17 protein-coding genes and 4 pseudogenes are annotated in these 26,557 nt (G+C 53.9%); 15 read left to right on the forward strand and 6 right to left on the reverse strand.

Annotated features, from left to right (window positions below):
• Positions 1 to 98 (forward strand): annotated as a pseudogene (locus tag EXE41_RS10050) (IS5/IS1182 family transposase); the annotation flags it as partial.
• 385 nt (positions 99 to 483) lie between these two features.
• Here the strand turns inward: EXE41_RS10050 and EXE41_RS10060 are convergent.
• Positions 484 to 1,476: a tyrosine-type recombinase/integrase gene (locus EXE41_RS10060; protein ID WP_199240870.1), complete on the reverse strand. Its 993-nt coding sequence runs from the start codon at positions 1,474 to 1,476 to the stop codon at positions 484 to 486.
• Between the two features lie 350 nt (positions 1,477 to 1,826).
• Here EXE41_RS10060 and EXE41_RS19620 point away from each other — a divergent pair.
• A pseudogene (locus tag EXE41_RS19620) lies at positions 1,827 to 1,943 on the forward strand (integrase); the annotation flags it as partial.
• A gap of 34 nt (positions 1,944 to 1,977) precedes the next feature.
• Here EXE41_RS19620 and EXE41_RS10070 read toward each other — a convergent pair.
• The 3 genes from EXE41_RS10070 to EXE41_RS19465 all read right to left on the reverse strand — a co-directional run bounded on the left by EXE41_RS10070 (position 1,978) and on the right by EXE41_RS19465 (position 4,805).
• Positions 1,978 to 3,672, reverse strand: a complete 1,695-nt coding sequence (locus EXE41_RS10070) for a DUF262 domain-containing protein (protein WP_137690924.1) — start codon at positions 3,670 to 3,672, stop codon at positions 1,978 to 1,980.
• 154 nt (positions 3,673 to 3,826) lie between these two features.
• Positions 3,827 to 4,462 carry a DUF3267 domain-containing protein gene (locus EXE41_RS10075; protein ID WP_158294409.1) on the reverse strand — a complete coding sequence of 212 codons (636 nt, stop codon included), beginning with the start codon at positions 4,460 to 4,462 and terminating at the stop codon, positions 3,827 to 3,829.
• Between the two features lie 145 nt (positions 4,463 to 4,607).
• Entirely contained in the window at positions 4,608 to 4,805 is a 198-nt protein-coding gene (locus EXE41_RS19465; RefSeq protein WP_206750859.1) for a hypothetical protein, read from the reverse strand.
• A 1,154-nt stretch (positions 4,806 to 5,959) separates the two neighbouring features.
• Here EXE41_RS19465 and EXE41_RS10080 point away from each other — a divergent pair.
• From EXE41_RS10080 to EXE41_RS10125, 9 genes are all read left to right on the forward strand, one after another.
• Positions 5,960 to 7,462 carry a class I SAM-dependent DNA methyltransferase gene (locus tag EXE41_RS10080; protein WP_137690926.1) on the forward strand — a complete coding sequence of 501 codons (1,503 nt, stop codon included), beginning with the start codon at positions 5,960 to 5,962 and terminating at the stop codon, positions 7,460 to 7,462.
• Positions 7,455 to 8,825: a restriction endonuclease subunit S gene (locus EXE41_RS10085; protein WP_137690927.1), complete on the forward strand. Its 1,371-nt coding sequence runs from the start codon at positions 7,455 to 7,457 to the stop codon at positions 8,823 to 8,825. The genes EXE41_RS10080 and EXE41_RS10085 overlap by 8 nt, the downstream gene beginning before the upstream one ends.
• Entirely contained in the window at positions 8,818 to 11,778 is a 2,961-nt protein-coding gene (locus EXE41_RS10090; RefSeq protein ID WP_137690928.1) for a type I restriction endonuclease subunit R, read from the forward strand. The genes EXE41_RS10085 and EXE41_RS10090 overlap by 8 nt, the downstream gene beginning before the upstream one ends.
• On the forward strand, positions 11,771 to 12,493 hold the full coding sequence (locus tag EXE41_RS10095) for a M48 family metallopeptidase (protein WP_137690929.1): 723 nt from the start codon (positions 11,771 to 11,773) through the stop codon (positions 12,491 to 12,493). Before EXE41_RS10090 ends, EXE41_RS10095 begins: the two co-directional genes overlap by 8 nt.
• Positions 12,494 to 12,665: 172 nt before the next feature.
• The gene (locus EXE41_RS10100; RefSeq protein ID WP_137690930.1) at positions 12,666 to 14,234 is read left to right on the forward strand and encodes an HNH endonuclease; all 1,569 of its coding nucleotides are present in this window, start codon (positions 12,666 to 12,668) and stop codon (positions 14,232 to 14,234) included.
• 244 nt (positions 14,235 to 14,478) lie between these two features.
• Positions 14,479 to 15,285 carry a hypothetical protein gene (locus EXE41_RS10105; protein WP_137690931.1) on the forward strand — a complete coding sequence of 269 codons (807 nt, stop codon included), beginning with the start codon at positions 14,479 to 14,481 and terminating at the stop codon, positions 15,283 to 15,285.
• Between the two features lie 754 nt (positions 15,286 to 16,039).
• Positions 16,040 to 17,500 carry a hypothetical protein gene (locus tag EXE41_RS10110; protein WP_137690972.1) on the forward strand — a complete coding sequence of 487 codons (1,461 nt, stop codon included), beginning with the start codon at positions 16,040 to 16,042 and terminating at the stop codon, positions 17,498 to 17,500.
• Positions 17,501 to 18,362: 862 nt separating this feature from the next.
• Positions 18,363 to 18,584, forward strand: a complete 222-nt coding sequence (locus EXE41_RS10120; protein WP_137690933.1) for a hypothetical protein — start codon at positions 18,363 to 18,365, stop codon at positions 18,582 to 18,584.
• Positions 18,581 to 19,453, forward strand: a complete 873-nt coding sequence (locus EXE41_RS10125) for a hypothetical protein (protein ID WP_137690934.1) — start codon at positions 18,581 to 18,583, stop codon at positions 19,451 to 19,453. Before EXE41_RS10120 ends, EXE41_RS10125 begins: the two co-directional genes overlap by 4 nt.
• Positions 19,454 to 19,556: 103 nt before the next feature.
• On the opposite strand, the gene EXE41_RS10130 is transcribed toward EXE41_RS10125, so the two are convergent.
• Together EXE41_RS10130 and EXE41_RS10135 are read right to left on the reverse strand one after the other, a co-directional pair.
• Positions 19,557 to 20,588, reverse strand: coding sequence for a site-specific integrase (locus tag EXE41_RS10130; protein ID WP_137690935.1), 1,032 nt, complete (start codon positions 20,586 to 20,588; stop codon positions 19,557 to 19,559).
• Positions 20,589 to 21,011: 423 nt separating this feature from the next.
• Complete coding sequence (locus EXE41_RS10135; protein WP_086219278.1) at positions 21,012 to 21,923, reverse strand: SDR family NAD(P)-dependent oxidoreductase; 912 nt, start codon at positions 21,921 to 21,923, stop codon at positions 21,012 to 21,014.
• 59 nt (positions 21,924 to 21,982) lie between these two features.
• Between EXE41_RS10135 and EXE41_RS10140 the strand changes: the two are divergent.
• The 4 genes and pseudogenes from EXE41_RS10140 to EXE41_RS10155 all read left to right on the forward strand — a co-directional run.
• Positions 21,983 to 22,615 (forward strand): annotated as a pseudogene (locus tag EXE41_RS10140) (ABC transporter permease); the annotation flags it as partial.
• A pseudogene (locus EXE41_RS10145) lies at positions 22,612 to 23,660 on the forward strand (ABC transporter permease). The pseudogenes EXE41_RS10140 and EXE41_RS10145, both read left to right, overlap by 4 nt.
• Before the next feature lie 185 nt (positions 23,661 to 23,845).
• Positions 23,846 to 24,193, forward strand: coding sequence for a response regulator (locus tag EXE41_RS10150; RefSeq protein ID WP_137690936.1), 348 nt, complete (start codon positions 23,846 to 23,848; stop codon positions 24,191 to 24,193).
• A gap of 21 nt (positions 24,194 to 24,214) precedes the next feature.
• Complete coding sequence (locus EXE41_RS10155) at positions 24,215 to 26,506, forward strand: PAS domain S-box protein (protein ID WP_256370417.1); 2,292 nt, start codon at positions 24,215 to 24,217, stop codon at positions 26,504 to 26,506.
• Positions 26,507 to 26,557: the final 51 nt, after the last annotated feature.

The raw sequence follows: 26,557 nt of genomic DNA on the forward strand, positions 1-26,557 counted from the left end.
GCGATGCCGTGCGAGCGCTGGGCTGGTATCGGCAGTTCCGTGAGATTGTCTTGATGTTCGCCATCACCAACATAGAACCGCTGTGTGAGCCGCTGTGACCGTGACTCAGCATCTATTCAACACAGCATTTCGCTCATGTCCTCATTCAGACGAGAGGAGATCCCTTGGAGGGCGTCAAGAATCCCGGAGCTATCAGGCATATTACAGCCATTACATGGGGGAGTCAAAAGTATTCACGACGAACAGTGAGGAGCTTATCGGGACAGCCGAAGGAAATGAGGATCGTTAGTTGTGCTGCTCTTCCTTTCGCTGTAACTCCGCCTCAATGCGTTCTAATACGGAAGAGGCATGACTCCGATCCTCGGAGTCTCGATCCTTGGAGTCGTCAATCTGCTCCATCTCATGCTCAAGGAAGACAAGCTGGCGGAGAGTGATATCCACATAAAGAATAGGCACCGTGGGTTAATAAAAGCCAGTGAGTCTTTACTCCATATCAAACATCTCCCGCCGCAAGTCTCGTTTCTCAGATTCAGTCCGGGCGTCGTAGTGTTTGTCCAGCGTCGGGATGCTAACGTTCATCCGGTCGCTGATCAGCTCCTTCCGGTGCCCCTCATTGAGCCAATGGGTGATAGCCCCTCGTCGCATAGCGTGGGGCTTGTGAGAGCCGGGACATTGCGCTGCCTTGTTGTATTCTTGGACGGCGACACACTCTGACTGTTCTCGATCGTGGGGACACTCTCCGGTGTAGTGACACGGACGAGTCAGTCGGCGGATGTGGGTTCGGAGATTAGACATTGCCATACGACCATGCTTTGAGGCGAAGAGAGGATTTCGACCGTAGTCGTCTTCCACCTCGATGTGGTTCATCCGAAGATAATCGTCCAGAATTTCGCACACCCAATCGTGGAGATTTACTTCTCGTTCGGCAGGTTGCTTGTTTTTCTGTGGAGTACCTTCGTCGGGATCGTGAGACACCTCAATGTATTTCTCGTTGGAATTGTAGTCGCTAACGTCTAACGACCGAGCGTTTCCGAGACGCATCCCTGTGTCCCATAGCAGAGCAAAGAGAGCGTGGCGAGTCGTTGCGTATTCGAAGTCGTCTAAGTATTCGAGAATCTGGTTAGCTGTTTCTGGTTCGATTTTTTCAGACCGCACTTTTTCATCGGGATCGTTAAGAGCCATGTTTTCAACGACCCACGAGTCGATTAGTCCCATCGAGTTTGTCCACTTGAGGAAGCTTCGTAGAGAACACAGATCATTATAGAGCGTCATTTCATTGACGCCGCCCTCCTCTCGTCGGTGCTGCTTGAAGTCAGAGATGTGGAAGCCGTCTATATCGCAGATGTTGTCGAGGTCAATTTCCTCGCAAAAGTCGAGGAATAGCCCGAGGGATGAGGCGTTGTTGTAGTAGGTGGACTCAGCCCATTCGGGTTTCTTGTCGGTGAGGTATCGGTCGATCGCGCGTTCCGGTTCCATCTGAGTTCGGGATTCGGACATGGTTGAATCGAACCCCGCGATGGTGGCTTGGGAAAGTATGGGTAGCCGGATTCACACTCCTTCGGTGCTGCGCCGGAGTGCGGGCGTAATCGCACGAAGGCGGGCAGGCCGGCGGTTCGAATCCGCCCCAACCCATACGCTTCCTGCGTTTTTTTGAAGGAAACAACGCCCACCACGTCCTGCGATTTTGGGGTCAATCTCCTTCGGGTCACCTGCGGTCGGCGCATCCGCATCGCCGCCTTCTGCCGGTTACAATAAAGGAGAATCGCCGCGATTGTAAAAGTACCGAGCGGGGGTTCTACCGATGCGCGTGATAGCCTTAGCAGATAGAATACGACCTTGCCGCGACGCAGGCCCAGTTACGCCATGAGTCGGTGAAGACTACGCTGAAATACGACAATGTCCCGGTTGAAGACCGGCAGGATGCGCTTGATAATATGGGCTGATACCCTAATCTGATTCTCGCGCCGCCAAAGATGACTACAGAGACCAGATGTTGAGAGCGACTTCAGCGAGTTCAGAGGTTCGTTCTTGGATAGTATCGAGATTCCAGTTTTCGTAGGTCTCTGCGACAGAGCGAGTCATAGCGATGTCCGACGTGGTGTACTCACTCTTTTTTGTCTCAAAGGAGTCGTTACTCGCTCGAATGTTCTTGTCTGATTCAAGAAGAGTGAGGTTCCCGAGCCGGTCCCGGTGCTGTTCGAACGTCGCCTGAGTAGTGTTCAGCGCGGTAACCCACGCACTATGGCGGGTTGCGGTGTAGGCGGAGCGAGGTGCTATGTGTTCGATGTCGTAGTCCCCCATCCGGTCCACGTTCCCGCTGTAATGGACTTCCTCGATTCGTTTGAGCATATACTTTGTCCGGTTATTGAGCTTGACCCGTTTGTTCTCGATACCAGCCGTAAATTCGGCATCACTCGGGTACTTGCCACGGAGGTATCCTCGCATCTCTTCCACGGGGTCGCTTTCATCGAAAACTGTCGAACAGAGTTCAGAGTAGATACGGTCCAGTTGTCCACCAGTCGCGTAGTTAGCGACCTTCCAACGGACCAAGAATCGCTCAAGAACACCGAGTGCTTCCATAACCTTGTTCGGATTGTTGAACTCCCGAAAGATGCGCAGAAGGAGCGTACGAGCCTGAACGGACTTGATGTGGTGAAGGTGTGTCAGTTTCTCGTTAATGGCCTCGTTTCCTCCGTCGTCGTACCGGTCAATATCTGCGTTGATTATTTGTAGATACAGCTCCGATTGGTTTGCTGCGTCAGCCAGATAGGATTCAAGCGAGAGGTCATCTGATTCGCGAACGTCGCTAATGATTCCTTGAAAAGTGTCGAAGAGTTTGTAGTCGGAAACGTCGTCGGGATAGTCTGGAGCCGGTGCCGACATGATATAGTGACGGAAGAACCGGCTTGGCTTGTTGAGATACGGAACCGTGTTGTCAACGGTCGTCTGCCACGACTGCTTGACCGCCTCGTAATCAACATCGTCATTTTGTGCGGCAATACTGAAGATATGGTTCTTCATAAGGTCAACCGAGGAGAGTTCCAGCCCCCGCTCGTTCAGAGTCTCGAACAGCCGGAACGCCGACTGCTCCTCGGTACACTCGATTGAAACGAGGGTGACTGAACTCAACAGCCGCTTCCGGAGTGTGTCTGTCTCCTCTACGGTTAGACCGTGAATCCGCGAGCCGAAAAATTCGAGCGCCTCGTTCAGGGTTTCGTTGTCAACCTGACCGAAGTTACAGTTGAGTATCGCTGAGAACGGGTCGTTGTCGTATCGGCTGAGAGTGAGGTTTTGATACTCCTGCTGGTCAAGGTCCTGCTCGAACAGGCACTCATTACGAATCGCGTCGGCCTGCCCACTCTCTCCCTCATCAAGGTACTTCTGACGCATTATGGCGAGCATTGTGAGGATAGTCGCCATGCGCTGTTGCCCGTCAACAACTTCGAGCCGGTCCAGTTCGTTCAGTCCCGAGGAGCGTTCGATGACGACGATAGAACCGAGGAAGTGCGTTTTGCCCTCGTCGAGCGCTTGGAGGTCTTCCCATAGGGCACGCCATTGCTCCTCTCCCCACGAATACTGGCGTTGGTAGTCCGGAACAGTGTAGCGGTAGTTCCGGGAAAGAACGCTCTGGATGGTATCCTCGTTAGCAGAGATACCGAGACTTCCGCTCATAGTCTTTTGAATACAAGTCCCAATAATAGGTATTTCTGTTGAATATTCTCTTAGAAAGGCACTTTACGTTCCTGACACTACTCTGAATCTCTGACGTTGTGGTTTCAGAGGTTCAGAGAGTATTCAGGCCGCGGAATCTCAGAACAAGTACGCGTTACTGTTCCGGAACGACGAACTCCGTCTTGATTTCACCGTCTCGCTCGAAGTTAGCGAACTTCGCCTCCGGGTCCATGCGAAAGAGGCGAATGTAGTGATACAGGTCCTGTGACGACGAAGCAGAATTAACCCATAGCACGACTCCCGCGATACCCGCAAGAAGACCGTCAAAGACGAACATAGCACCTATCGAGATGAGTCCAATCACAACGAACGGTGCGATAAGCATCAACATGTTCTTCCAGACCGGAATTCCGGTTGAGAGTGCGACTACGCGAGGATTTTTGACGGGCCACATCTCGTCAAATCCGAAGTCCGGGTTCAGATTCAGATACTTGGCAACCTCGTAGTGTATTAGCTCGTGAATTGGCGTCACGATACCATAGAGCAGGACAGCGAGTCCCACCACAGCTATGGCAACACCCGCAACGAGAGTTGGAAGAATTGAAAATCCTATACTCGCGGCGAAGTTGAGCCAAACCCCGAGGTATGCTTCGGCACCGACTGAGATTGGCTGGACAGTACTGATTCCGAACAGTCCTGCCAGTAACAGCCCAAGGACAAGAACGGCGCGGTCACTTCGGTTGTACTCTTCTGGTTCCGTATGACCAGTGGGGGGCCAGTTTTCCGGCATATGTAAATTAGTCATCAACTCAATAAATAATTTGCGACGACATACCACGATTTTGCGTAGATTGAATCCGATTTTACGTATGCTAACACGCTATCGTGCTGGCAAAATTGGATAGAAAGAGAGTGCCCGATGAACGGTACAACAGTCAGAATACTTCGAGGTAGTCCTCAACACCCCCACGCACCTCTCCGGTCAGGCCGGAGTAATTTTGACAGAATGATAGCACTGAGCCAAGGTTTGTTGGGAGCTGAGTTCGTTCCTCCAACTCCTCAATTTCTTGTCGAGATTCATCGGTATCTTCATCGGTCACAGCGGGCTGGTCAGCCTTTGAGGTGCGTCGCATCAGAGGGGCGGTCTCCTACATTGCCAAGGAAATTATACCACATCGCGCTGGAAGCCATATCCTGAGTTTGGAGGCCAAAAAAAAGAGACTGGGGAGACGTTGGAACTGCGCAGTCGAACTTGACAATCATCGTCTAATTGAATAGATAAGAGTATATTCAACTAATCCTTTTTTACTCTCCTATCACTACAATCCAGCAGACTGTTCGGCTGACGCAGATGCCCCACGCGCGTACTATATTTTGCTGCTATTATTACTCAGCTTTGAACGTTGTCGTGTTGACACTATTTGGCCCGAAATCGGAGGAAAAGACGTTCTACGAGGAGTCTACGGTATCGGCCGAACTGGAGAGTGATTCACAGAGGATGATGAAGGCAGCGCTCACGGCGTTTGAACCTCTAGTGGAGAGTAGAGCGTCTGCGGCTGAACTCTCTTTTCCATGCTCACACCGTCTCAGCCGCCATTTTCGGTCGATTAAGTGTTAGATACTCAGCGTTCAAAGCTGAGTTATTACATACTACAATATTGTGTTTCTACCGCTGTTAGAATTGACATGCTGTCCTCGATAACGCCGCCGGTACAATACGTTTAGAGATAGTATATTACTCTGTAACAGTTAGAACTAACAGACTATTCTTACCGCTGTTAGAGTTAACATGCTGTCTTTGATAACCCAGCTGTATCTAACGCTACGATAGTTATCAGTCAGTCCAATCAAACCTAAAATGAGATATTCTTCAAGGTACAGATGCTCTCTTACGATGTGAGCTATCAATCATGCCTCACTCTCAGATGATTAACGGAAGGTTGAGAATATGTTTTTCTCATGACAAGAAATCCAATCTAAGCAGCCCCAGCCGGCTCTTGTTGGCGTTGAGAATGTACCATGTAGCTCGCACCATATTCAAAAAGAATTGTCTCACGTCCCGCACAGCGTCTCTCAAGAAAATTATATTTTAAGACGTTGAGAGCCGCTTCAATATAGAATATACTAATCGAAGTAGAATATCAATCATAACAAAACATGCGTACTATTTGGGTATGGCCTCCATCAACTACTACGACTCTCCGGCAGCGTTATCGAGGAAACCATCGCGAGTTGGCAAGCAGAGTTCACCGCAGGACATATCATGGTCGCAGGGAACAGTACGTTCATGCCCGTTTCGCTGGATGAGCTGGAATCTCATCTCTTCAAATGCGCCGACATAATCCGTGATGCTGTTGACCCGACCGATTATAAAGAGTACATCTTGCCGCTCGTCTACTACAAATCTATCTCTGACGAGTTCGAGAAGCAGTACGCTGAGAACGTCAAGGAGTACGGCGAGGACTTTGCGCGTCAAAACGACCTGTATAGTATTCCTATCGTTCCTGAGGGCTACATGTGGGACGACGTGCGCGCTGTCTCAGACAACATTGACCAAGCCCTGAACGAAGCGTTCGATGCGCTGACTGAGGAGAACCCTGAACTCACGGGCGTCTTCCGGGCTGACTATATTGACGCTGACGCACTCGACGACGACCGACTCGGGAAGCTCGTTGAGCATCTGAACACATACGACCTTGACCGAGACAGCATCCCGCCGGACATGCTCGGGGAGGCGTACATGGACTTGGTGCGCCACTTCGCAGAGGAGGAAGGCAAGTCCGGGGGCCAGTTCTTCACTCCCCCGCACATAGTCAATCTCTGCGTCCGGCTGGTCGATGAGTTTGAGGACGGGATGACATTCCACGACCCCACAGTTGGCTCAGGTGGGATGCTAATTGAGGCCGCTCGATACTACCGCGAGGAGCAGGGTGGCGACCCGACGAAAATGACGTTCACCGGGCAAGAAATCAACCCGGACATTGCGGCCATCGCTAAAATGAATCTTTCCATCCATGGGTTGGATGGCGAGATAGAGCGAGAAGACTCTCTTTCGAGTCCCGCCTTCACCGACGACGAGGCGAACGAACTCACGCGCTTCGACCGTGTTCTCGCTAACTTCCCCTTCTCGGCTGATTGGGCGAAAGACGACCTCCAAGACGACCCATACGGACGTTTCGACTGGCACGAGAAATTGCCGCGTGCCGACCGAGGCGACTACGCCTTCATTATGTCTATGGCGAAGCAGCTCAAGCGTCCCGACCGCGATAACGCAGGGGGAAAGGCCGCTATCGTCATCCCTCACGGCGTGCTGTTCCGCAAGCACGAGTCTCGGTACCGGAAGCATATGCTAGAAGAAGATATCGTAGAGGCCATCGTGGGGCTTCCCGAGAACCTGTTCCAGAACAACTCGATTCCCTCTGCTGTTCTCGTATTGAACAGGGACAAGCCAGCCGAGCGTGAGGATGAAGTTCAGTTCATTCACGCTGCCGACGAGGATTTCTACGAAGAACTGTCGAACCAAAACGAACTCACCGAGGACGGACTTGACCACATCATCGAGAACTTCCGTGGGTGGACGACCGAAGAGCGCGTGAGCCGGACGGTGTCGCTTGATGAGATTCGAGAGAACGACTACAATCTTAACATCGCGCTATACGTTGATACCACGGAACCGGAAGAGGATATTGACGTGAAGGAAGAACTGGCGAAGTTACGCGATTTACAGGCCGAACGCGACGAGATAGAGGCGAAGATGAGTCAGCATATGGAGGCGTTGGACTATGAGTGAGGACGCTACGTTAAACGAGTTTGTCGAAGCAGAGCTCGATTCCTCTGAACCAGAGGCAGAGGATTTGGCTCGGAAGACAGTCTGCGGTATTCCACCACAGGATTGGACTGTCGCAAGATTAGGCGAAATGGTTCGTGTAGTTAGTGGGAACTCTCTACCTACGGAGTATCAGAACGGGAAGGAAGGCGAACATCCAGTTTACAAAGTTTCTGATATGAACGCTATCGGAAATCAAAAGTACGTCACTAACACTTCGAACCGCCTATCAAAAAAAGATTTAGAAGAAATAAATCACACTCTCTATCCAGAAGGAACAACAATTCTCCCCAAGGTCGGAGCCGCGCTTTTGACAAACAAGCGGAGAATGCTTACTGAACCCTCCTCATTCGATAACAACGTGATGGGATGGATTCCAGACGAAATCAATCCAGAGTTCCTCTACTATGTATCTTGTATGATTGACATGAAGGCAGTCGCACAAAAGGGGGCTGTCCCCTCAATTAGTATGGCTATCGCCAAATCTCTCAAACTTCCTTCTCCACCACTCCCCGAACAGCGCAAAATCGCCACCGTTCTCTACACCGTTGACCAAGCGATTGAAAAAGCGGAGGAGATTGATACACAGCTACACCGAGTAAAGAAGGGAGCTAAACAGAGATTATTCACTTTCGGAATTAACAAAGAGGAGACTCAAAGCCACCATATTGGCGACTTCCCGGAGAGTTGGAAGTTCGACAAAATCTCGAATTTAGCAGAGATTGAACGCGGTAACACGCCTCGAACATCCCACGATGAGTACTACGGAGGGGATATTACGTGGGTGACTCCCGATGACCTCTCCGACCTAAATGAGGACGGAAATGGAAAATACATCTCTGATTCAGGTCGGAAACTCACACCAGACGGTTTGGAAAGTTCTTCCCTCACAGTTGTTGAGCCGGATTCTGTTATGTTCACGAGTCGTTCGTACGGAATAGGACGGACGGCTATCTGTACCGTTCCGGCGGCTACTAATCAGGGAATTACCGCGTTTGATTGTGGTGAAACTCTGGATACCGAGTTTTTCTACTACTACCTCAACTACATAATGGATTACGTAGTCTCAATAAGTGGGGGCAGTACCTTCCCTGAAATCAGCAAGAGCGCGACTGGGAACATCGACGTACCTGTTCCCGGAATGGACGAACAGAAAGAAATTGCTTCTATACTTTCGCAGTTCGATGAGCAAATCCTACATAACAGAGAAGTGATGAGTCAACTCAAACAACTCAAGAGCGGTCTATCTCAAGACCTTTTCGCAGGAACTGTCCGAACAACCGACACTAACATAGAGGTGCCCGAGGAAATCGCCAAGTATGGTTAGCATCCCATCCGAGGGCGGTGTCGAACGGTCGCTTCTCTCGTGGCTTGACGGCCTCGGTTGGGAGACACACGGACAAGATGGCGGGCGAGGTGCGAACGTTCTCGATGAAGCGTACGAGCGCGACAGTCACGAGGTCATATACTGGAACCTCCTTGCCGAGCAGGTCGTCGCGTTGAACGAGGACGTGACAGAGGGGAACGTGGATAAATTCGTTTCCTCGCTCCGCCGTGACCTTGACTCGGACAACCTGGTGGACGGTAATCGCGCGTTTCATCAGTTGCTCACTAAGGGGAAGAAATTCAACGTCCAACGCGATAAGGGCGCAACAGAGACGGTCATCGTAGACCTCATCGACCACGACAGCCCCGAAAACAACCGCTTCCACGCGGTCAATCAGTTTTCTGTCTCCCGAGAGACGACCATCCGGCCCGATGTGACTCTGTTCGTCAACGGGATTCCCCTCGTAACGATGGAGCTGAAAAGTCTCGCGCAGGATAACGACTGGCACGACGCCGTTCGTGACCTGTTGGAGTACGAGGAGGACGCACCCCGCCTGTTCATCCCCGGTCTGTTCAACGTCGCCGCCGACACGATGGAGTTACGATACGGCGCGGTTGGCGCTCCGAAAGAGTTCTACGAACCGTGGAACGACGCTGTAGATGAATTCAAGGACGACAACGCGATGAGGCAAGCGGTACGGGCACTCTGTAATCCCGATACGCTTCTTGACCTCGTGAAGAACTTCGTCTTCTACGAGCGTCGAGCTGGAGGAGACGCCAAAATCGTCCCGAGATACTATCAGTACTACGCTGTCAACCGCATCCTCGATAGAGTCCGAGAGGGTGAAGACAAGCGCGGCCTCATCTGGCACACACAAGGGTCGGGGAAGTCGTTCACGATGCTGTATGCCGCCGAGAACTTGTTGTCGCGGCCAAATATAGCTCGGAACCCGCAGGTCTTCGTCATCGTGGATACTGACAAGCTGAACTCGCAGATGCGCGACCAGCTTGCCAACCTCTCGTTGTCACAATGGACGAAAGCTGAGAGCATCGACCACCTCCAGCGCCTTATCGAGGAAGGAAGCAGTCAACTCGTCCTCACGACTATCCAGAAGTTCGAGGACGTAGACCCCGACATACAGGGGAACGATGAGGTCATCATCATGAGCGACGAGGCGCACCGCTTCATGGAAGCCGACCTCGGGAGCCGAATTAAGGCCGCCTTCACGAACTACTCTCACTTCGGATTCACCGGCACTCCCGTTCGAGAGGGAGACCGACCAGAAGACCGGAACACGTTTGACGAGTTCTCTCCTGAGAACGAGAAGTACCTTCACTACTACTCGGTCAAGCAGGGTATTGACGACGGGCTGATTCTTCCAGTCTACTTCACACTCCGACACAAGATGGAGTGGGATATTGACGAGGCAGGGCTTGACGAAGAGTTTGAGCAAGAGTTCCGCGGAATGACGACCGATGAGAAGCGCGAGGCTATCCGAGAGAACGTCACGGCAACGACGCTGGCGGAACTGGAACCGCGCGTTGACCGTGCCGTCGAGGAAATTGACACTCACTACGATACGCAAGTCTCCCCGAACGGATGGAAGGGGATGGTCGTCACACCAAGTCGACGCTCGGCGGCGATGTATGGGGAACGACTCACCGAGCTGCGAGGTGAAGAGGAGGTGGAAGTTCTCTATACCTCAACGAAAGACGATTCCGACCTGATTCAGCAGTTCCACACGGACTCAGAAGAGCGCGACAGCATCGTCAAGGAATTCAAAGAGGAGGGGAATCCGAAACTCTTCGTTGTCCACAATATGCTCCTCACGGGCTTCGACGCACCAATCCTCAAGACAATATATCTCGACCGAAATCTCAAGAATCACAGCCTCCTCCAAGCAATCGCTCGGACAAACCGTCCTGCCGACGGCAAGGAGAACGGTGAGATTGTCGACTTCCAAGGCGTCTTCGAGAACATTGACGAAGCGCTTGATTACGACGCCGAGACGAAAGCGTACGCCGCCCGCGACAAGGACGAACTCTACGATGACCTCGTTGAGCAGGTTGAGCGGGTGATGGATATTTTCGAGGGCATTGACAAGGACGATACGCAAGAGGCGACCTCAGCGGCCATCGAACGCATCAGCACACATCCCGAGCGCAGAGAGTTCAAGCAAGGTTTCCGCCGACTCCAGAACCTCTACGAAGCCGTCGCACCAGATGGGCGACTCGTAAGTGAGGGTATTGAGCGCGACTACAAATGGCTTAGTCGCATCCACGTTGCGTTCAAACGCACAACCTCGGGCGACGACGACCCCGAAAAGAAGATGCGAGAGAAGACGCGAGAGATAATCAACAAGCACGTCGATATTTCTGAGATTAAGCGTGATTTTCCGACGTACAAGCTCGGCGAAGATTATCTCGAAGACGTTGAGGGGATAGATAATCCCGGTGTGAAAGCCGCGCAAGTGGCCCACGCCACGCGTGAACACCTACATCCGCGAGAGAATCAGAATCCCAGATACAAACGGTTGAGCGAGCGCGTGACAGACATCGTTGAGCGGTGGCAGGGTGAAGAGATGAGCGACCCAGAAGCCGTTGAGGCCCTGAAGTCTGTCGAGGGCGAGGTGTTATCAGTCAAAGCCGAAGCCGATAAGGGGGCGAGGGAGGCCGCAGAGTTCGCTATCTATACGCACCTGACTGAGGAGACGCCCGACGCAATAGAGTCTGAAGAGCAGGCTGAACAAGTCGCAGAAGAGATTGTCTCACAATTCCGCGAACGTGTTGACCGAAGTTATGCTGGGTGGAAGACCAACCCGCAGACAATCTCGGAGATAATGCGAATTCTGTTAGACGTACTGGTAAAACAATACGACCTCGGTCATCTCATCAAGGATAGCGACGGCTTCGTAGACGCAATCCGCGGCTACCTAATTCAGAATCATGGCTAAAACCCAACAGCAAGAGGTTGACCTGTTGGGCGAGACAGTCGAGTACGACGTTCGGCGGAGCTCAGACGCGACTAAGCCGCGTATCGACGTGGATATTCACGGTGTGACTGTCGTGATTCCTGACGCCGCCGACGTTCGACCGAAGGAGATTCTCCGCGAGAACGGCGCATGGGTCATGGAAAAACAGCGGGACTTCGAGAGACACCGAGAGCGGATTCCAGACCGCACGTTCGAAGCCGGCGAGGCGTTCCCGCTTCTCGGCACGAACCGTGAACTCGTCATTGAGCCAGCTCGGAGTCACACTATCACCGACGATAAGATTCGACTCAGGAAAAGCACGGTCGAACAGTCCACGGTCGAGCAGGTACTCGAAAACGTCTATCGGAGAGAAGCCCGTGACCACTTCTCTGACCGTGCGAGCCACTACGCGGAACAGATGGACGTTGAGTACGACCAGATACAGGTGAGAAATCAGAAAACTCGGTGGGGTTCCTGTTCCACGACAGGGACCATTAGCCTGAACTGGCGATTGATGTTGGCACCGCCCGAAATAGTTGACTACATTATTGTCCACGAACTCGCGCATCTCCGAGAAGCTAACCACGACGAAGAGTTCTGGTCACTCGTTGCTGAGCATGACTCGAAATATGACTCTCATGCGAGGTGGCTGGATGAAAACGGTACTCAATTGATTTTTTCGGGTGAGGACGTTTGATTGTGTCATATCACATAATAACAGCTAAAAACTGGATTATGATAGAATGTGTGGTAATATGCTCAAAAATAACATAGAAAAGCACAAATGTAGTATTTATGAATTAGATATACCAGATAGGTGAACCACACAACAAGATTCTTTATTTAAGATTCATATGCTCTAAATCAGGATGGGGGGACCAGAACTATTTGAGCCATTTGAGACAACTATGCCGAAGCAGTTAGCAGACACTACAGGGTTTGTGAAGGCGGGCCGGAGGCATGTAGAAGCAGGACCAGTACGCTGCCAGAATGGAACAGATGTAATCGCAATGCTGGTCGAGGAGGACCAAGCAATAATCTTATCAAAATTTGCTATCGCTAATCATTACTTGGATTATGTGTATGATTTAGATGTAAAAGAAGAAATATCAGATGAGTATATAAAAATATACAAAGATAATAGTACTTTGAATAAGTATGAATCTGATGGAATTGTCAGAGGCTGTCAATTTGAGGCGAAAATTAGTAATATAACTAGAGACGGCCTTGGAATCGTTACTGGCCCTCTTAATAATAGAACTGAGATTGGTCCCGTTACAGGCGGAAAGGGAACAAAAGTACAATTAGAGTACATTGGCAACGGTTGCGCATACTGTTATGATGATTCAATAAAGGCACCAAACTATTCTCAGTGGTGTAGGATAGCACCTACAGGACTATTTGACGGGTTTCAATTTCAAGCTGAAATTAGTAGCATAGATGATTCCACGATGGGTAGTGTAAGTGGCCCAAATGGGAGTCAAATTAAAATTGGTCCCATAGTTGGGGAAATTGGACAGGAAGTCAAGTTAGAATATATAGGGAACGGTCATGCGTATTGTCACGACAAAGCCTTCCAAGCAGAAGATTATGCTAGTCGGCTGAACATATCCGCCGAAAAATACGATGAGTTATCTATTGATAAGGGAGAGGTGTATACTGGTCGAGTTCTCTCCGCTCATCAGAGCCATATCACCGTTAAACTGACTGAGAGCGGTATTCATACTCATATACAGAGTACAGAGAATGAAGAAGGGGAGATAGTAGACGTGCGTATTACGGGTTTCACACATCAGGCAACTACAGGCGAATTAGTAGAAACAGACATCTCCGATAATGGAAGTGGGGGACAAAATAGGTCTGCTGATTCGAAAAGTGGTAGGGAAGCGGAACAAAATGGAGAAGTTGATACGAGCAAGACAGAGTCTAATGTTACTGAAGGAGTCACAAGAAAAACAACCAATGAGTCAACCGATAAGGATAGCTCCAACACACGATATGAAAGTGAAAAAGATACGGCAACCTCAAAACGAGGAGAAGCAACATCTACAGACTCAGATAATAGCAGTAATATAGACGAACTTCGAAAGATAGCGATTCAGGATGCTGTAGAAGAAGTCACTAATGAATCATCAGCCGTCCGGCAGAATACTGCTACATACAATCGGTCACAGGCAGTAAAAGAGTATGTCAAGTCACGAGCAGATGGAGTCTGTGAGGGGTGTCATGAGCCTGCCCCGTTCACAAGTAAAACCGGAGAGCCATATCTTCACGCACATCATATCCACGAACTGAGCGATGGCGGCTCAGACACTCCAGACACCGTCATAGCTCTTTGTCCAAACTGTCACTACCGAGTCCACCACGGCAAAGATGGAAAAAAGTACAACAAAGAACTCCTGAGAATCGTTCAAAGTAAGGAGAACAGCAGCGCATAGATTATTTCATATTTCTCAACTCTGTTTGTCACCGATAACGCCCGCCACGAATCTGGTAGCTGCTCTCTCATATTTCTGTCAGTTTATTAAATTACTTACATATATGCGATAGATTAGAAAGCCAATACGAGAGCAGAGTCTCACCCGATATGCGATTAATCCATAATATGGCATAGATTTAACATGCTATGTTACTCTCATGTTAGTGACTGTCCTGCTACCGGAAAAATTCCATTAAGAAGCTATGGATATTGACCTTCCCTCTGACAACAACAGGCCAGAGAACGACTCTGTCTTCGGTGGGCGTATAGACCTCTACGAGGCCTACTGGCTCTACGTGGACGGTGTACGGTACGTCGGGCCGGTATTGAAACAGTCTGAGGCCACAAAGGACGACGAAGACCGCTCTCCACTCGCCCGCCACTACAACCATTTTTACGAAAAGAAAGAGGAACACAAAAAGAAATGCCGCGACCTTCCCAAAGGTCTTCGAAAATATAAGCAACACTTCGAGGAGCCGCGGGGCAATGTAGTCAAGGTACCCAGAGACCGGCTGAACGACCTTGGGATTAATTGGGAAGAAGGGGATGACCCAATTTGGCTCCCTCCGGAATATGAGCTGCCAGCGGTCTGGGAAAACGGCCTTGAGAATATGGGCCAATCAGAACTCCGAGAACTCGTCAGAAAGCTCCGTTCCGAGAATGACGAGTTACGTGACCAGCGCGACGAGCTAAAGGAGAAGTTGGCAGAGGTCCGTCGGTCACTCTCTGTGTACCTCGATAAGGAGCAGAGAAACGAGAAAGAAGATGCTATCACCGATTCGGTGGTGACCTGCGAAGACTGTGGGGCCACTTTTGAGAATAAAGCGGGATTACACGGCCACAAGTCACATTGTGACGCCACAGAGTCGACTGTAGATGCTGGAGACTTGGAACAGCTCGCTGAAGAATTGCCAGAGCTAAGTGACCATCAGTCATCGGAAGGCCATGGCAACGCTACTCCTGAAGAAGAGCTGGAAAATCTTAACCATCTGTTGAAAGGTAGTCTTTGATTGGAGAATTTGACTGTTGTAGTAGATATTAGACACATGGCGATACCGTCCGCGGGAAGGGTGCCGGGACAGTCGTTCTGTCTCCACATTTAGGACCCACTATCAGCCAGTATATTTCCAAACGCAATACTTGTATTCACTTCCTGCCTTGTTCTTTCATTGCTTCTGACGTGTCGAGATATGAAGATTTAAAACCTTGGAGTGTCTTATGTATGGTGGAGGCAAAATTTCTGTTTGGCGGACTCCGTTACCCTCACCATCCGGTCTATAACATGCGAGTACGCATGTCAACTGAATGGTCTATTGAGACTTAGTGAGTTGCGGGACTGTCTCTGATGTGTAAGTGGCAGCTGTACTTCTACTGTGTATCACTACAGTACTACTACAACACACCACACACGCCACGCACTATGTTATGGTGCGAGAATCGCAAGATAGCACCGGGGTAGTACAGTCAAGTAGACTAATGCGTATATAAAAGAATACTCCTCACTCAGAGATTCGGCTCTCCGACAAAGCACCAACGCGGCGAGAAGTCACTTTTCGCTTGAACTGACTCCAGCTCACAGACACAATGAGTAAATCATCCAGTAACAACTCCACGAATAGCACTTCAACTACGTACATCCCTGACGCATGGGACGACGTTCCGTGCGTCCAGTACGGGTTTCCCGAAGGCGAAGGACCAGTCCGCGCTCCGAAGCTCTCTACCATTTTTGAACCTATCCCCGAAAGCGCAGAGACTGCCAGTCCGGTGTACATCTTGACACGCGACCAGTATGAGCGACAAGATGGCTTTGAGAGCGGCTACGAAGTTGCGGGTGATTACACATCAATCGCTACCGAACTCCAAGATGAGTGTGAAGCTGACAACCGCGTCCTCTATCCAGTCCATATTGAGAGCGACGTGTATCATGAAGAGGGACCAGCTACTCTCATCAACTGGTTCCGTAAGTTCACCGAAGACTATCTTGATGTGCCATTTCACACCTGTAAACTGTTCTTTTCTGGTAATCGGTCGATTCACGTTCATGTCCCCCGGCTTGTCTCTGGTGAAGACCAACGGAAGCAACTCAAGGAACTGGCTGAGAGATTCTGTACCGAGGAAGAGGCGGAACTGGACTGCGGCCTGTACTATGCCAAGCGAATGTTCCGGCTTCCCGGTGTCGAACACTCGAAAAGGACTCTACCGAAGGTTAAAATCCAGCCGGAGTGGGACCACGAAAGAATTGTACGGGAGGCCAGCACAACCGCGTCAGAGACACCTGAGTCGTACGAGGCTGTTCTTCGTCGGGTGTTCGCTACACAGCCGTCGCTAACAATTGACGCTCCACAGACGAGTCTTGACCCGCCTCATGACCTGTTCAGAGTCTTCGATAGCGATGAAACTGTACTGGAACTTGAGACTGGGGAGCAAAGCATAGAGACACCGCTCATAGAACAACAAGAGTATCCTGAGAACCAAGCGGAGGTAATTAGATGGTGCCAGTACAACGCTAAAGAGTTCTCACCGTACGCGCTCGCCAAGGGAAACTCACGGAGCGTTGCGGCTCTGAAAGTGAAAGGCGGAGCCTTCACCCGTGATAATGTACGTAACGGAGCGACACTGGTCCCCGCATACTTCTACGGGGCACGAGGATGTGCCGGTGAGAAGTTCACAAAAGAAGACGAACACGCTCCACTCCAACTATCGGGCCACGACTCCGAGAAGTGGGACTACGAGGCCGGCGACGACGTAGTCATTATTGGCGGTCAAAGCCGGAACTCTCGCATCTTCCGCGTGGAGTCACGGCAAGCGACCGTTGTGGGGCACGCTCTGACAGGGGATGACGCAAGCCGGCAAGCCGCGCTGGACTTTCTTGAGGATGAAGGATATGAAGTTGGAGAGGCTGGTACCAGCGAGAAGGGCGAACTCTCAAAGACCGTTGGGCCGCGAAAACGCGCCGGCCACAGCCCATCGGTTCAGGTGCCACACACAGAAGCCGCCGTACTCCAACAGCAGGCCGAACAAGACGGTATTGAGACGTTGTCACATATGGAGCGATGGAGAGTCGCCTGTCGCGTTCTCAACTGGGGATGGGAGCCAGCGTGGGAGTGGTTCGAAAACCAATTCGAGGGTAACTTCGACTCAGATATTACTCGGGAGCAGTTCCAGAGTGTCATTAAAACGTACCCCGATGACTACGACCACGTGGAGGTACCAAGTAAGACGTGACATAGGAAGTAATCTGTAGTATGCTCTGAAGTATTGGTTTAGCTATTACCGTGACCGTATGTTATCTTGCTATTCCCTTTCTACTTCACTATACCACACACGCACGCACTATGTTATAGTTGCGAGAATCGCATGACAGCAGTTGTATGGTCGTTCACAGGAGGAGGTTTAGTATATAAGAGATATGGATTCAGACAGTCTTGGAGTGACATCTTACAAACGGTCATATTATTTATACTATTGTGTCGGTGTGATTCCACACAAAATCTGGTGAGACTTAGACAATTTTCTGCGCGGCTGGCTACTAAAGAGACCGGGTAGGGGGTCGGTCTAATGTTCTAACCCACAACTATTACTATTGGACATCTCCATACTGCCCGTTTCAAAACACACGTCCGTTAGAAATTTGCGCGCGATGCTACTCACTTGTCTGGAATCCACCAAACCGTATTCCGACCTCCTATCTCTTTCGCAGTTAATCGGCCTTCCTCACGGAGTGATGAAAGACGCTTATATGTCGCACTCCGTTTAATCGGCAGCTGTTCGGTTACTTCCGCAGTCGAAAGGACTGGGTCGTCCGTATCTTCAAACAGTTGTAAGATTTCGGTATCGGTCGCTCGCGGCTTTCGGCCAGATTTTGAACCATCACTCATGGCCTGCTCTTGGTCTCGAAGGGTCTAAGTAACTACTGTCTAAGGGACTAATCTTAATTACGCGCACGCTAAGACCCGTATTCGGTGGTTTTAAGTATTTACCGTCTAAGGTAGTAACACGAAGGACGCTCGTCTCTCGGGGCGTTGTGGTTCTGAAAACGCCCGGTGCGCCAACACCGGACGAGTGGCCTTCTGGGTCACAGAACGCCATGATAGACTACGACACCGCCGTTGAAAACGTCACCGCTGTTGAACAGACGCCGCTCGCCGAGCAGGCCGGGGAGCAAACAAAGCTGGAAGCCATCGGGAACTCGCCTGCCTTCCCGATGCTAACCGTTGAGAGTAACACGAAGGTCATCCCCAACGGCTCGCAGAGTTGCCTAATCGGGCCGAGAGTTCCTCGCGCCGGCTGCTTCGGGGTGAGCCAATGAGCGACCATAAGAACGACGAGCGCACCGTGCGCTGTCCGGTCGAAGGCTGTGACAGCACGCCGCTCGCCCGAGGTGTTAATCTACACATCCTACGGTCGAGTGGTGACGGCCACGGACCACAGGGTGAAGTTCCGGACCACATCTCGCTGGACGACTTAGAGACCGTCGGCGAGCGCGAAGTCGAGATGGACTATCCCGAGGAGCGCCACACCGAGAAGCACGCGAGGCTCTGCCCATACTGTTCGGAGACCTTTTCGGGGATTTCCGGGCTAATGATTCACTTGGGGCAAACTGCCGGTCGAAAGAACCACCCCAAGAACCCGAAGGAGCGACACAAGGCCGAGGATTTCCCCCGCGTCGAGGTGGACTCCGAGGGAAATGTGGAAACGGCAGTTGAGTCTACGGAAGGTACTTCGACTGATAGCCTCGATAACGCCGCCGTTCCCAAGGCCCGAGTGTTCTCCTTGCTTGCCGAACTTGTCGCCGATGGTGAGGCAGAGACAGCCCATCGAGTGCGCCGCGCCCTTATCGGAGACGACAACACGGTCAATCCCGGTCGGAAGGAACAGCCATACTCAGACCTGTTTGATGCCCTGCTCGCACAGGGCCGCGCAGAGGTAACTGACAGCGTCATCAGCGCCGCTCTTGAAAATGAGGGAGTGATGGTCGCCTGTCGCGGAGAGTCGGCGCTCCTCTCAGCAGAGCAAGCCCGCGGTGTTGCGGCTCAGTTGGAGGGGTTCAGCAGGAGGGAGTACTGGGGAGACGATGACATTTTGGCCCTCATCAGGTTCCTGCGTCACAGCGTAGATGTTCTCAACCGCGACGAGACGCAGCGGGGGCTACACGAAGAGTTTGAAAATTGGAGATGAGTAGGTGACTTGAGTTAGTGTAGCTACGACAGTTATTTCTTGAAAAGTTCTAATTTAAAAGCCATCTTACGACGGTAACCGCTGACATTTCTTCTATTATATCCTAATCCATATTGAATAGTTCTCGGCGAACCTCTCGTTTTTCTCCCTCTGTTCGCTGGTCGTAGTGTTCTTCGAGAACGTCGGGAGAGACATCCATTCGGTCGGACACCAGCTCCTTCGAGTGACCTTCGTTAAGCCAGTAGGTGATAGCCGACCGGCGGATGGAGTGAGGCTTCACACCTTCAGGGCATTTGGCAGCCTTATCCCACTCGGTTGCTTCGCAGGTTTCTATCTCTCGGTCGATGGGACACTCGTTCGTGTAGCAGCACGGTCGCGTCATCCCTCTTATTTGACGACGTAGCGTCGTTCGAGCCGGTCTACCTTTGCTGGTAGTCAGCAATGGTTTTCGCCCGGCGTTATCGGTGAGGCCATTGCGAGGTCCAGCAATATAGTCGTCAGTTATCTCGGCGACCCAATCATGGAGGTTTACTTCTCGTTCGGAGTCTTTGTCGTTTTTCAGCGGCGTCCCTCGGTCTTTATTCAGAGATTCGGTACTACCGGGTCCGGGGCGGTGGTGAAGCTCAACGTAGGCTTCGGCGGAATGGTAGTCGTCTAAATCAAGCGAACGGATTGCTCCGATTCGAAGCCCGGCGTCCCACATGATGGCGAACAGAACGTGTGGATATGTGGCATACTCATACTTGTCGAGATAGTTGAGTATCTGCTCCGCAGCCTCGGGGTCGATGGTTTCGGTACGGGAAGCGCGACCTCGGTCGGGGAGCATGATGTTTTCCGAGAGGTCGTCAACGAGACCTTTGGATTCGCACCACTTGATGAAGGTCCGAAGCGCCACCATCACGTTGTAAAGCGTGGTGTCAGCAACACCATCGTCGTCCCGCCTGTTCATCTTGAAGTCGGAGATGTCGAACTGGTCGATGTCTCCAATGTGGTCGATGTGAGATTGGTAGTCACACCACTCTGTGAAGGAGCCGAGGTTCGACTGGTAGTTGTAGATAGTCGAATCTGAGAGGTTTGCTTTGCGTTCTTGGATGTACCGTTCGACTGCTTCTTCCGGGGTGAACTTCCGTGCCATTGTTGGGTCCCCGGCAGTTGCGCGGGTCAGCGGTCTACCCTCGGTGACGACGCTCAAGCGTGGAGCGTTCTGCGTTGCGGTGCGCCGCGGAGGGCGGTGAAACCGCCCGACTGCGGCGAGGTCGGCGGTTCGAATCCGCCCCAACCCATGCGTCTTCCTGCGGTTTCTGAAGTAGACAGCCTTCGCTGTGTCATTCAGTCTGGGGAGATAGCTCTCTTTCCAGCTATCTGTGTTCAGTGTACTGGGTCGGTCAGGCCCTTCGATCAAAATAAGTCTGTAATTCTTGTCAGCACAAAGTCACAAACCGACAGTAACAACCAATGATCGGTCACAGCCGCCATGGTCCTCTATCAGCTAGCAAACGTGGCTCTGTTGAATGCTTCTAAAGACGAAGTGGATATCGTACTGTCGCAAACGCCCAGTTCATTCAGCACCCTCTGCGAGGGGCGTAGCTATCCCGAGCAGATCCGCGCTCGCATTCCAGAGACGCTGCGCCGCATAGGTGCCCTGTGCCGGAGCGGACGGCTGTGTCGGCCGTTGATCGCTGAAGTATCGTCCAGAGATCGTCGCTGTCCGCGGCGAGAGGGCGGGCACCAGAATCTCGGCCGCCCCCTCGGCAACGCTCGTGACGATCGGGAGACCGTCGAGCGCTTCGAGGACGCGGGGGATCGGTCCAGGGAGGAACCGACTGAACCCACTTCCCGGGATCGCACCGGGATGGATGCTATTCGAGACAACGTCTCGGTCGGCGGCGTCGAGCCGTCTAGCGAGTTCACTCGAGAAGAGAATATTCGCGAGCTTCGAGTGGCTGTACGCCCACATGCCGGAGTACTCGTCGAGCGTCTGAACCCGCGAGAGGTCCAGTGACGTCCCCTGGTGCGCGGCCGAGGCCGTCGTGACGATTCGACTGCCGGCGGTGAGATGGTCGAGCAGCTCCGCGGTCAACAGGTACGGGCTGAGGTGATTGACGTGGAACGTGTACTCGACGCCGAGGTCGGTGAGCCGCCCGCTTCGGAAGAAGCCGCCCGCGTTGTTGATGAGGAGGTCAAGGCCGTCAGTCGTCCGGCGGACGGTCGCGGCCAGTTCTCGGACGGCGTCGGGGTCAGCGAAATCGGCCCGAACGAACTGACCGTCTGACCCGAGCGCGTCGAGTTCGTTCACGACCGCCGCCCCGGCCTCCTGATCGCGACCGTGGACGATGACATCGGCACCGAGACGCCCCAACGCGAGCGCCGCAGCGCGGCCGATGCCGCTCGTCGAACCGGTCACGAGCGCTCGCGTTTCGGAACAGTCCACGTCCGCAACGCCCGCGATAGCTTCGGGCTGCGTAGTCATACGAACCATTCGTCCTATAGGCACTTGAGGCCGTCTGCCCGGGGGCTGGCGACACGTCCGCGATCATGTTGAACTTCATCGCGGTCGGGGTGGTGGGGTGGCTGGTCCAGAACCCGTTCCGCGGCGAAGGCAACGCGGCCCCGAACACGGAGCGAATTCCGGAGTACGTCTCCCTACCCGGCGTCGTGTTCGACAGTTCCGGCTTCTCGATCGTCGGGTCCGGAATCGCGCTCGCGACCGTCGTCGTGATCTCCGTCGTGGTGGAGCGCAGCCGATTCGGATACGACATGGTGACGAGCGGCCACCAGGAGTCGGCGGCGACGTACTCGGGCGTCGACGCCGAACGGACCGTCGTCTCGACGATGACCCTCTCGGAGGTGGTGGCGGGAATCGCCGGCGCGGTGTTCGCAATTATGATCCAAGGCTGCTACACCGACCTGAGCGGCATCGGGACGTACGGGTTCGACGCGATCGCCGTGAGCCTGCTCGCCGCGAACAACCCGATCGGCATCGTCCCGGCAGGACTACTTTTCGGCGGCCTCGAGTCCGCCGGGTCCCACATCGGGATCTACACCGACGTTCCGGTACAGCTCATCGACGGGGTCATCGGGCTCGTCATCCTCTTCGTCGCCGTGCCGGAACTGTTCCGGACGGCCGCCGTGCGGACCGGGGTAGGGGGTGACCGCCGATGAGTCTCGCGGGCTACGCAGACGGCAACCGACTCCGGATCGGGGGCGGTGCCGCCCTCGTCGCCGCGGCCGTCGCGGTGGCCGTCGCGCTGGATCTACCGATCGGCGAGATCGTCACGATCGGGTTCGTGGAGCGCTCGCTTCAAGCCGCGACACCGATCGCGCTGACGGCCATCGGCGGTCTCTACGCCGAGAAGAGCGGCGTCTTCAACATCGGCGTCGAGGGGTTCATGATCTTCGGGGCGGCGACCGCGGCGACGACGATGTGGATCATCAGCGGGGGCGATCCGGGGCAGAGCGATATCTGGCTCGCGATCCTCGCCTCGGTGCTGGTCGGTCTCGCGTTCGCAGTGCTGTTCGCGGTCCTGTTGATCAGATACGAGGCGGACCAGATCGTCGCCGGGTTGGCGCTCTGGTTCGTCGGGCTCGGCTTCGGGCCGTTCATGGCGGTGCTCGTCTGGGACAGCCGAAACAGCCCGAGCCTCGAGAGCATCGACAACCTGGCTATCCCCGTGCTCACAGACGTCCCCGTGCTCGGGCGGATCCTCTTCGACGCGTCACCGCTCGTGATGATCACGGCCGTCGTGGCCGTGGCCGCGTGGAAGTTCCTCAACGACACGAGGTACGGATACTGGAGCCAAGCGGCCGGGGAGAACCCGGAAGCGCTCGACACGGCCGGCGTCGACCTGACGCGTGTTCGATACGCGGCAGTGATCTTCTCCGGCGTCATGGCCGGCCTCGGCGGCGCGGTACTGCTCGCACAGGCGGGGTCGTTCACCGGCACCGGTGACACGATGGTCAGCGGCCGCGGCTGGATCGGCATCGTCGCCTACCTGTTCGGGAACTACAACCCGCTCGGAGCGGCCGCCGCAGCGCTCGTGTTCGGGGCTTGAACATGTTACAGATCCAGCTACAGACGGTCGGCATCAACGTCCCGAACAGGCTGGTTAATCTGTTCCCGTACGCCGGCGTGATCCTCGTCCTGACGATCTGGGGCTCCACGCGGACCCCCTCCGCCGTCGGCGAGACGTACGAGAGCGAGGAGTGAGCACCGACGGGCGAGTGCCCGTTCTCGGTGTCTGATCACGGTTATTACCACGGTCGAGACCGGAGGCGCGAGGCCGACATTCGCTCATAAACACTACCCGAGTGCTGCGTCTTGGTTCACGTTCAGTTACATTTCTATAGGGGACTTATTACTATGTAATTATATATCTAACAGTAAGGCGTCACATGAGTGAGAAAGTGAACTCAATCCGCATTTTACATGTCGACGATGATCCCGACCTTGCGGAATTGGTCAGTACCTATCTCCGAAGAGAGGACAGTCATTTCGAGGTCGTATCCGCGGGGAGCGCGAGTGACGGACTCGACACACTCGCTGAAACGGACATCGACTGCGTTGTTTCCGACTACGACATGCCGGAGCGGAACGGGATCGAACTTCTCGAAGCCGTTCGCGAGCGGGACGCCGATCTTCCATTTATACTGTTCACGGCGAAAGGAAGCGAGGACATCGCGAGCGATGCGATTTCGGCGGGCGTTACGGATTATTTACAGAAGGGAGTCGGCACCGATTAGTACGCCGTTCTGGCCAATCGGATCCGAAACGTCGTCGACAAGTGGCGAGCCGAGCGGGAGGCCGAACGGACCAAGCGGCGCCTCGAGGCGATCGCCGAAAACTCAAGCGACGCCATCCTCACCGTCGACTCCACGAACACGATCCAGTTCGTAAACCAAGCGACCGAAGACCTGTTCGGGTACGACCCGGAGACCCTCAGAGGCGACTCGCTGTTCACCTTGATACCGGAGCGGTACCGAGACGGCCACCGGCAGGGAATGGAGCGGTTCCTGGAGACGAACGACCGGTCGCTGGACTGGACGGCGATCGAATTCTCCGCCCAGCATCGAGAGGGACACGAGGTGCCGGTCTCGATATCGTTCAGCACGTTCAAGGAGGGCGGCGAACGCAAGTTCGTCGGCGTTCTCCGAGACATCTCGGAGCGTGTTCGGATGGAAGACGAACTCCGAGAGCGAGAACGGCGGTTCCGGCAGATGGCCGAGAACATCCAGGAAATGGTCTGGATGACCGACCCGACGAAGGGAGAAGTGCTCTACGTCAACCCCGCGTACGAGGAGATTTGGGGCCGGTCGCCCGACGCGCTGTACGAGGACCCGCAGTCATTTGCGGACGCCATCCATCCGGAGGACCGAGACCGAGTCGAAGAGATCCTCGATCCGCAGTCGACTGGCTCCTACGAGGAGGAGTACCGCATCGTCCGGCCGAACGGAGAGACGCGATGGGTGTACGACCGGGCCGTTCCGGTGAAAAACGAGGCCGGAGAAGTGTATCGGACCGTCGGTATCGCCTCGGATATAACTGAGCGGCGAGAACGCGAGCGTGAGTTTGATCGCGTCGTCGAACTCCTCGATCACACGGAACGGGTCGCCGATGTCGGCGGCTGGGAGGTCGACCCGAAGACGGGAGACGCGTTCTGGTCCGACCACCTGTTCGAGCTCATCGGCTGGGAGGGCGACCGAGCGCCCTCACTGGAGGACATCGCCGACATCTACGTCGAGGAAGACCGGCCGAGGGTTGAAGCCGCGGTCGAAAACGCACTTACTCACGGGGAATCGTTCGCGATAGAGGCCCGCCTCCAGCGGTCTAACGGCGAGGATCGGTGGATGGAGATCCGCGGCGACCCTCACGTCGAAAACGGTGAAGTCACGACGCTCCGAGGGGCCGTTCACGACATTACTGAGCGGAAGCAACGAGAGCGGGCGCTTCACGAACTGTACGACGTCACTTCGGACCCGGATCTGTCGTTCGACGAGAAAGTACAAGCGCTTCTGCGGCTCGGTCGGAGGGAGTTAGGAACCGAGTACGGGACCCTCTCGAGCATTCACGACGACGAATACGTCTTCGAGTTCGTCGACACGGACCGTGAGACGATCCAGCCCGGCGACGTAGTTCCGGTCTCGGCGACGAACTGTGAACTAGTAGCGAGCACCAGACAGACGGTCGTGATCGGCGACGTCGAACGGGATGCGCCCGAGGAGACCGGCCGGGCGGGATTCACCGAGTGGGGGATTTCGTCGTACATCGGAGCCCCGGTGTTCGACACCGGTGACGTGTACGGGACGTTCTGTTTCTACGACACTGCGGCCCGGGCCGATCGGTTCACGGACTGGGAGGAGACGCTGGTTGACCTGATGAGCAACTGGGTGACGGTGGAACTCCAGCGAAAGCGGACGACGGAACAGCTCCGAGATCAGAACGAGCAGTTGAGCCAGTTCGCGTCGATAGTTTCGCACGACCTACGGAACCCCCTGAACGTCGCGAAGGGCCGACTGGAGTTGGTACGAGAGGAGGACGACGGTGAGCATATCGACGCGGTGCGCCGGTCTCACGAGCGGATGCAGGACTTGATCGACGATCTGCTTGCGCTCGCTCGCGTCGGAGAACAGATGGGCGAGTTAGAGCGAGTGAACCCGGCGGATGTAGCCAGCGATTGCTGGCGGACAGTCGCTACCACTGAGGCGACGCTCAGAACGGCTATCAGCCGGAGTGTTCGTGCCGATGAAAGTCGGTTTCGCCAGTTGTTCGAAAATCTCATCAGTAACGCGATCGAGCACGGAGGCGAGGACGTGACGGTTACCGTCGGGGAACTGGACGACGGGTTCTACGTCGAAGACACCGGTGTGGGGATTCCGGAAGAGAACCGTGACAGCGTGTTCGAACCCAGCTACTCCACCACGCGAAACGGGACCGGCTTCGGACTACACATCGTGAATCAGGTGGTGAAAGCACACGGATGGGACATCCGGGTGACTACCGGAGCTCGGGACGGCGCCCGGTTCGAAGTCACGGGCGTCGAGTTCAGTTCGGAGTGACCCGTCGCGGGTTCAGCTCCCGAGGCGTCGCCCCGCGACGCGGAGCGGCAC

Origin of the sequence: Halorubrum sp. SD690R, from assembly GCF_005435035.1 — an archaeon.
Lineage (GTDB): Archaea > Halobacteriota > Halobacteria > Halobacteriales > Haloferacaceae > Halorubrum > Halorubrum ezzemoulense.

Excerpts from the sequence above, each read along its gene's own strand:
- EXE41_RS10105 (WP_137690931.1), top strand. The coding sequence starts at position 14,479 with ATGGATATTGACCTTCCCTCTGACAACAACAGGCCAGAGAACGACTCT.
- EXE41_RS10150 (WP_137690936.1), top strand. The coding sequence starts at position 23,846 with ATGAGTGAGAAAGTGAACTCAATCCGCATTTTACATGTCGACGATGAT.
- EXE41_RS10080 (WP_137690926.1), top strand. The coding sequence starts at position 5,960 with ATGCCCGTTTCGCTGGATGAGCTGGAATCTCATCTCTTCAAATGCGCC.
- EXE41_RS19465 (WP_206750859.1), bottom strand. The coding sequence starts at position 4,805 with ATGCGACGCACCTCAAAGGCTGACCAGCCCGCTGTGACCGATGAAGAT.
- EXE41_RS10120 (WP_137690933.1), top strand. The coding sequence starts at position 18,363 with ATGATAGACTACGACACCGCCGTTGAAAACGTCACCGCTGTTGAACAG.
- EXE41_RS10135 (WP_086219278.1), bottom strand. The coding sequence starts at position 21,923 with ATGACTACGCAGCCCGAAGCTATCGCGGGCGTTGCGGACGTGGACTGT.
- EXE41_RS10060 (WP_199240870.1), bottom strand. The coding sequence starts at position 1,476 with ATGGAACCGGAACGCGCGATCGACCGATACCTCACCGACAAGAAACCC.
- EXE41_RS10130 (WP_137690935.1), bottom strand. The coding sequence starts at position 20,588 with ATGGCACGGAAGTTCACCCCGGAAGAAGCAGTCGAACGGTACATCCAA.
- EXE41_RS10070 (WP_137690924.1), bottom strand. The coding sequence starts at position 3,672 with ATGAGCGGAAGTCTCGGTATCTCTGCTAACGAGGATACCATCCAGAGC.
- EXE41_RS10100 (WP_137690930.1), top strand. The coding sequence starts at position 12,666 with ATGGGGGGACCAGAACTATTTGAGCCATTTGAGACAACTATGCCGAAG.
- EXE41_RS10090 (WP_137690928.1), top strand. The coding sequence starts at position 8,818 with ATGGTTAGCATCCCATCCGAGGGCGGTGTCGAACGGTCGCTTCTCTCG.
- EXE41_RS10095 (WP_137690929.1), top strand. The coding sequence starts at position 11,771 with ATGGCTAAAACCCAACAGCAAGAGGTTGACCTGTTGGGCGAGACAGTC.
- EXE41_RS10075 (WP_158294409.1), bottom strand. The coding sequence starts at position 4,462 with ATGCCGGAAAACTGGCCCCCCACTGGTCATACGGAACCAGAAGAGTAC.
- EXE41_RS10125 (WP_137690934.1), top strand. The coding sequence starts at position 18,581 with ATGAGCGACCATAAGAACGACGAGCGCACCGTGCGCTGTCCGGTCGAA.
- EXE41_RS10085 (WP_137690927.1), top strand. The coding sequence starts at position 7,455 with ATGAGTGAGGACGCTACGTTAAACGAGTTTGTCGAAGCAGAGCTCGAT.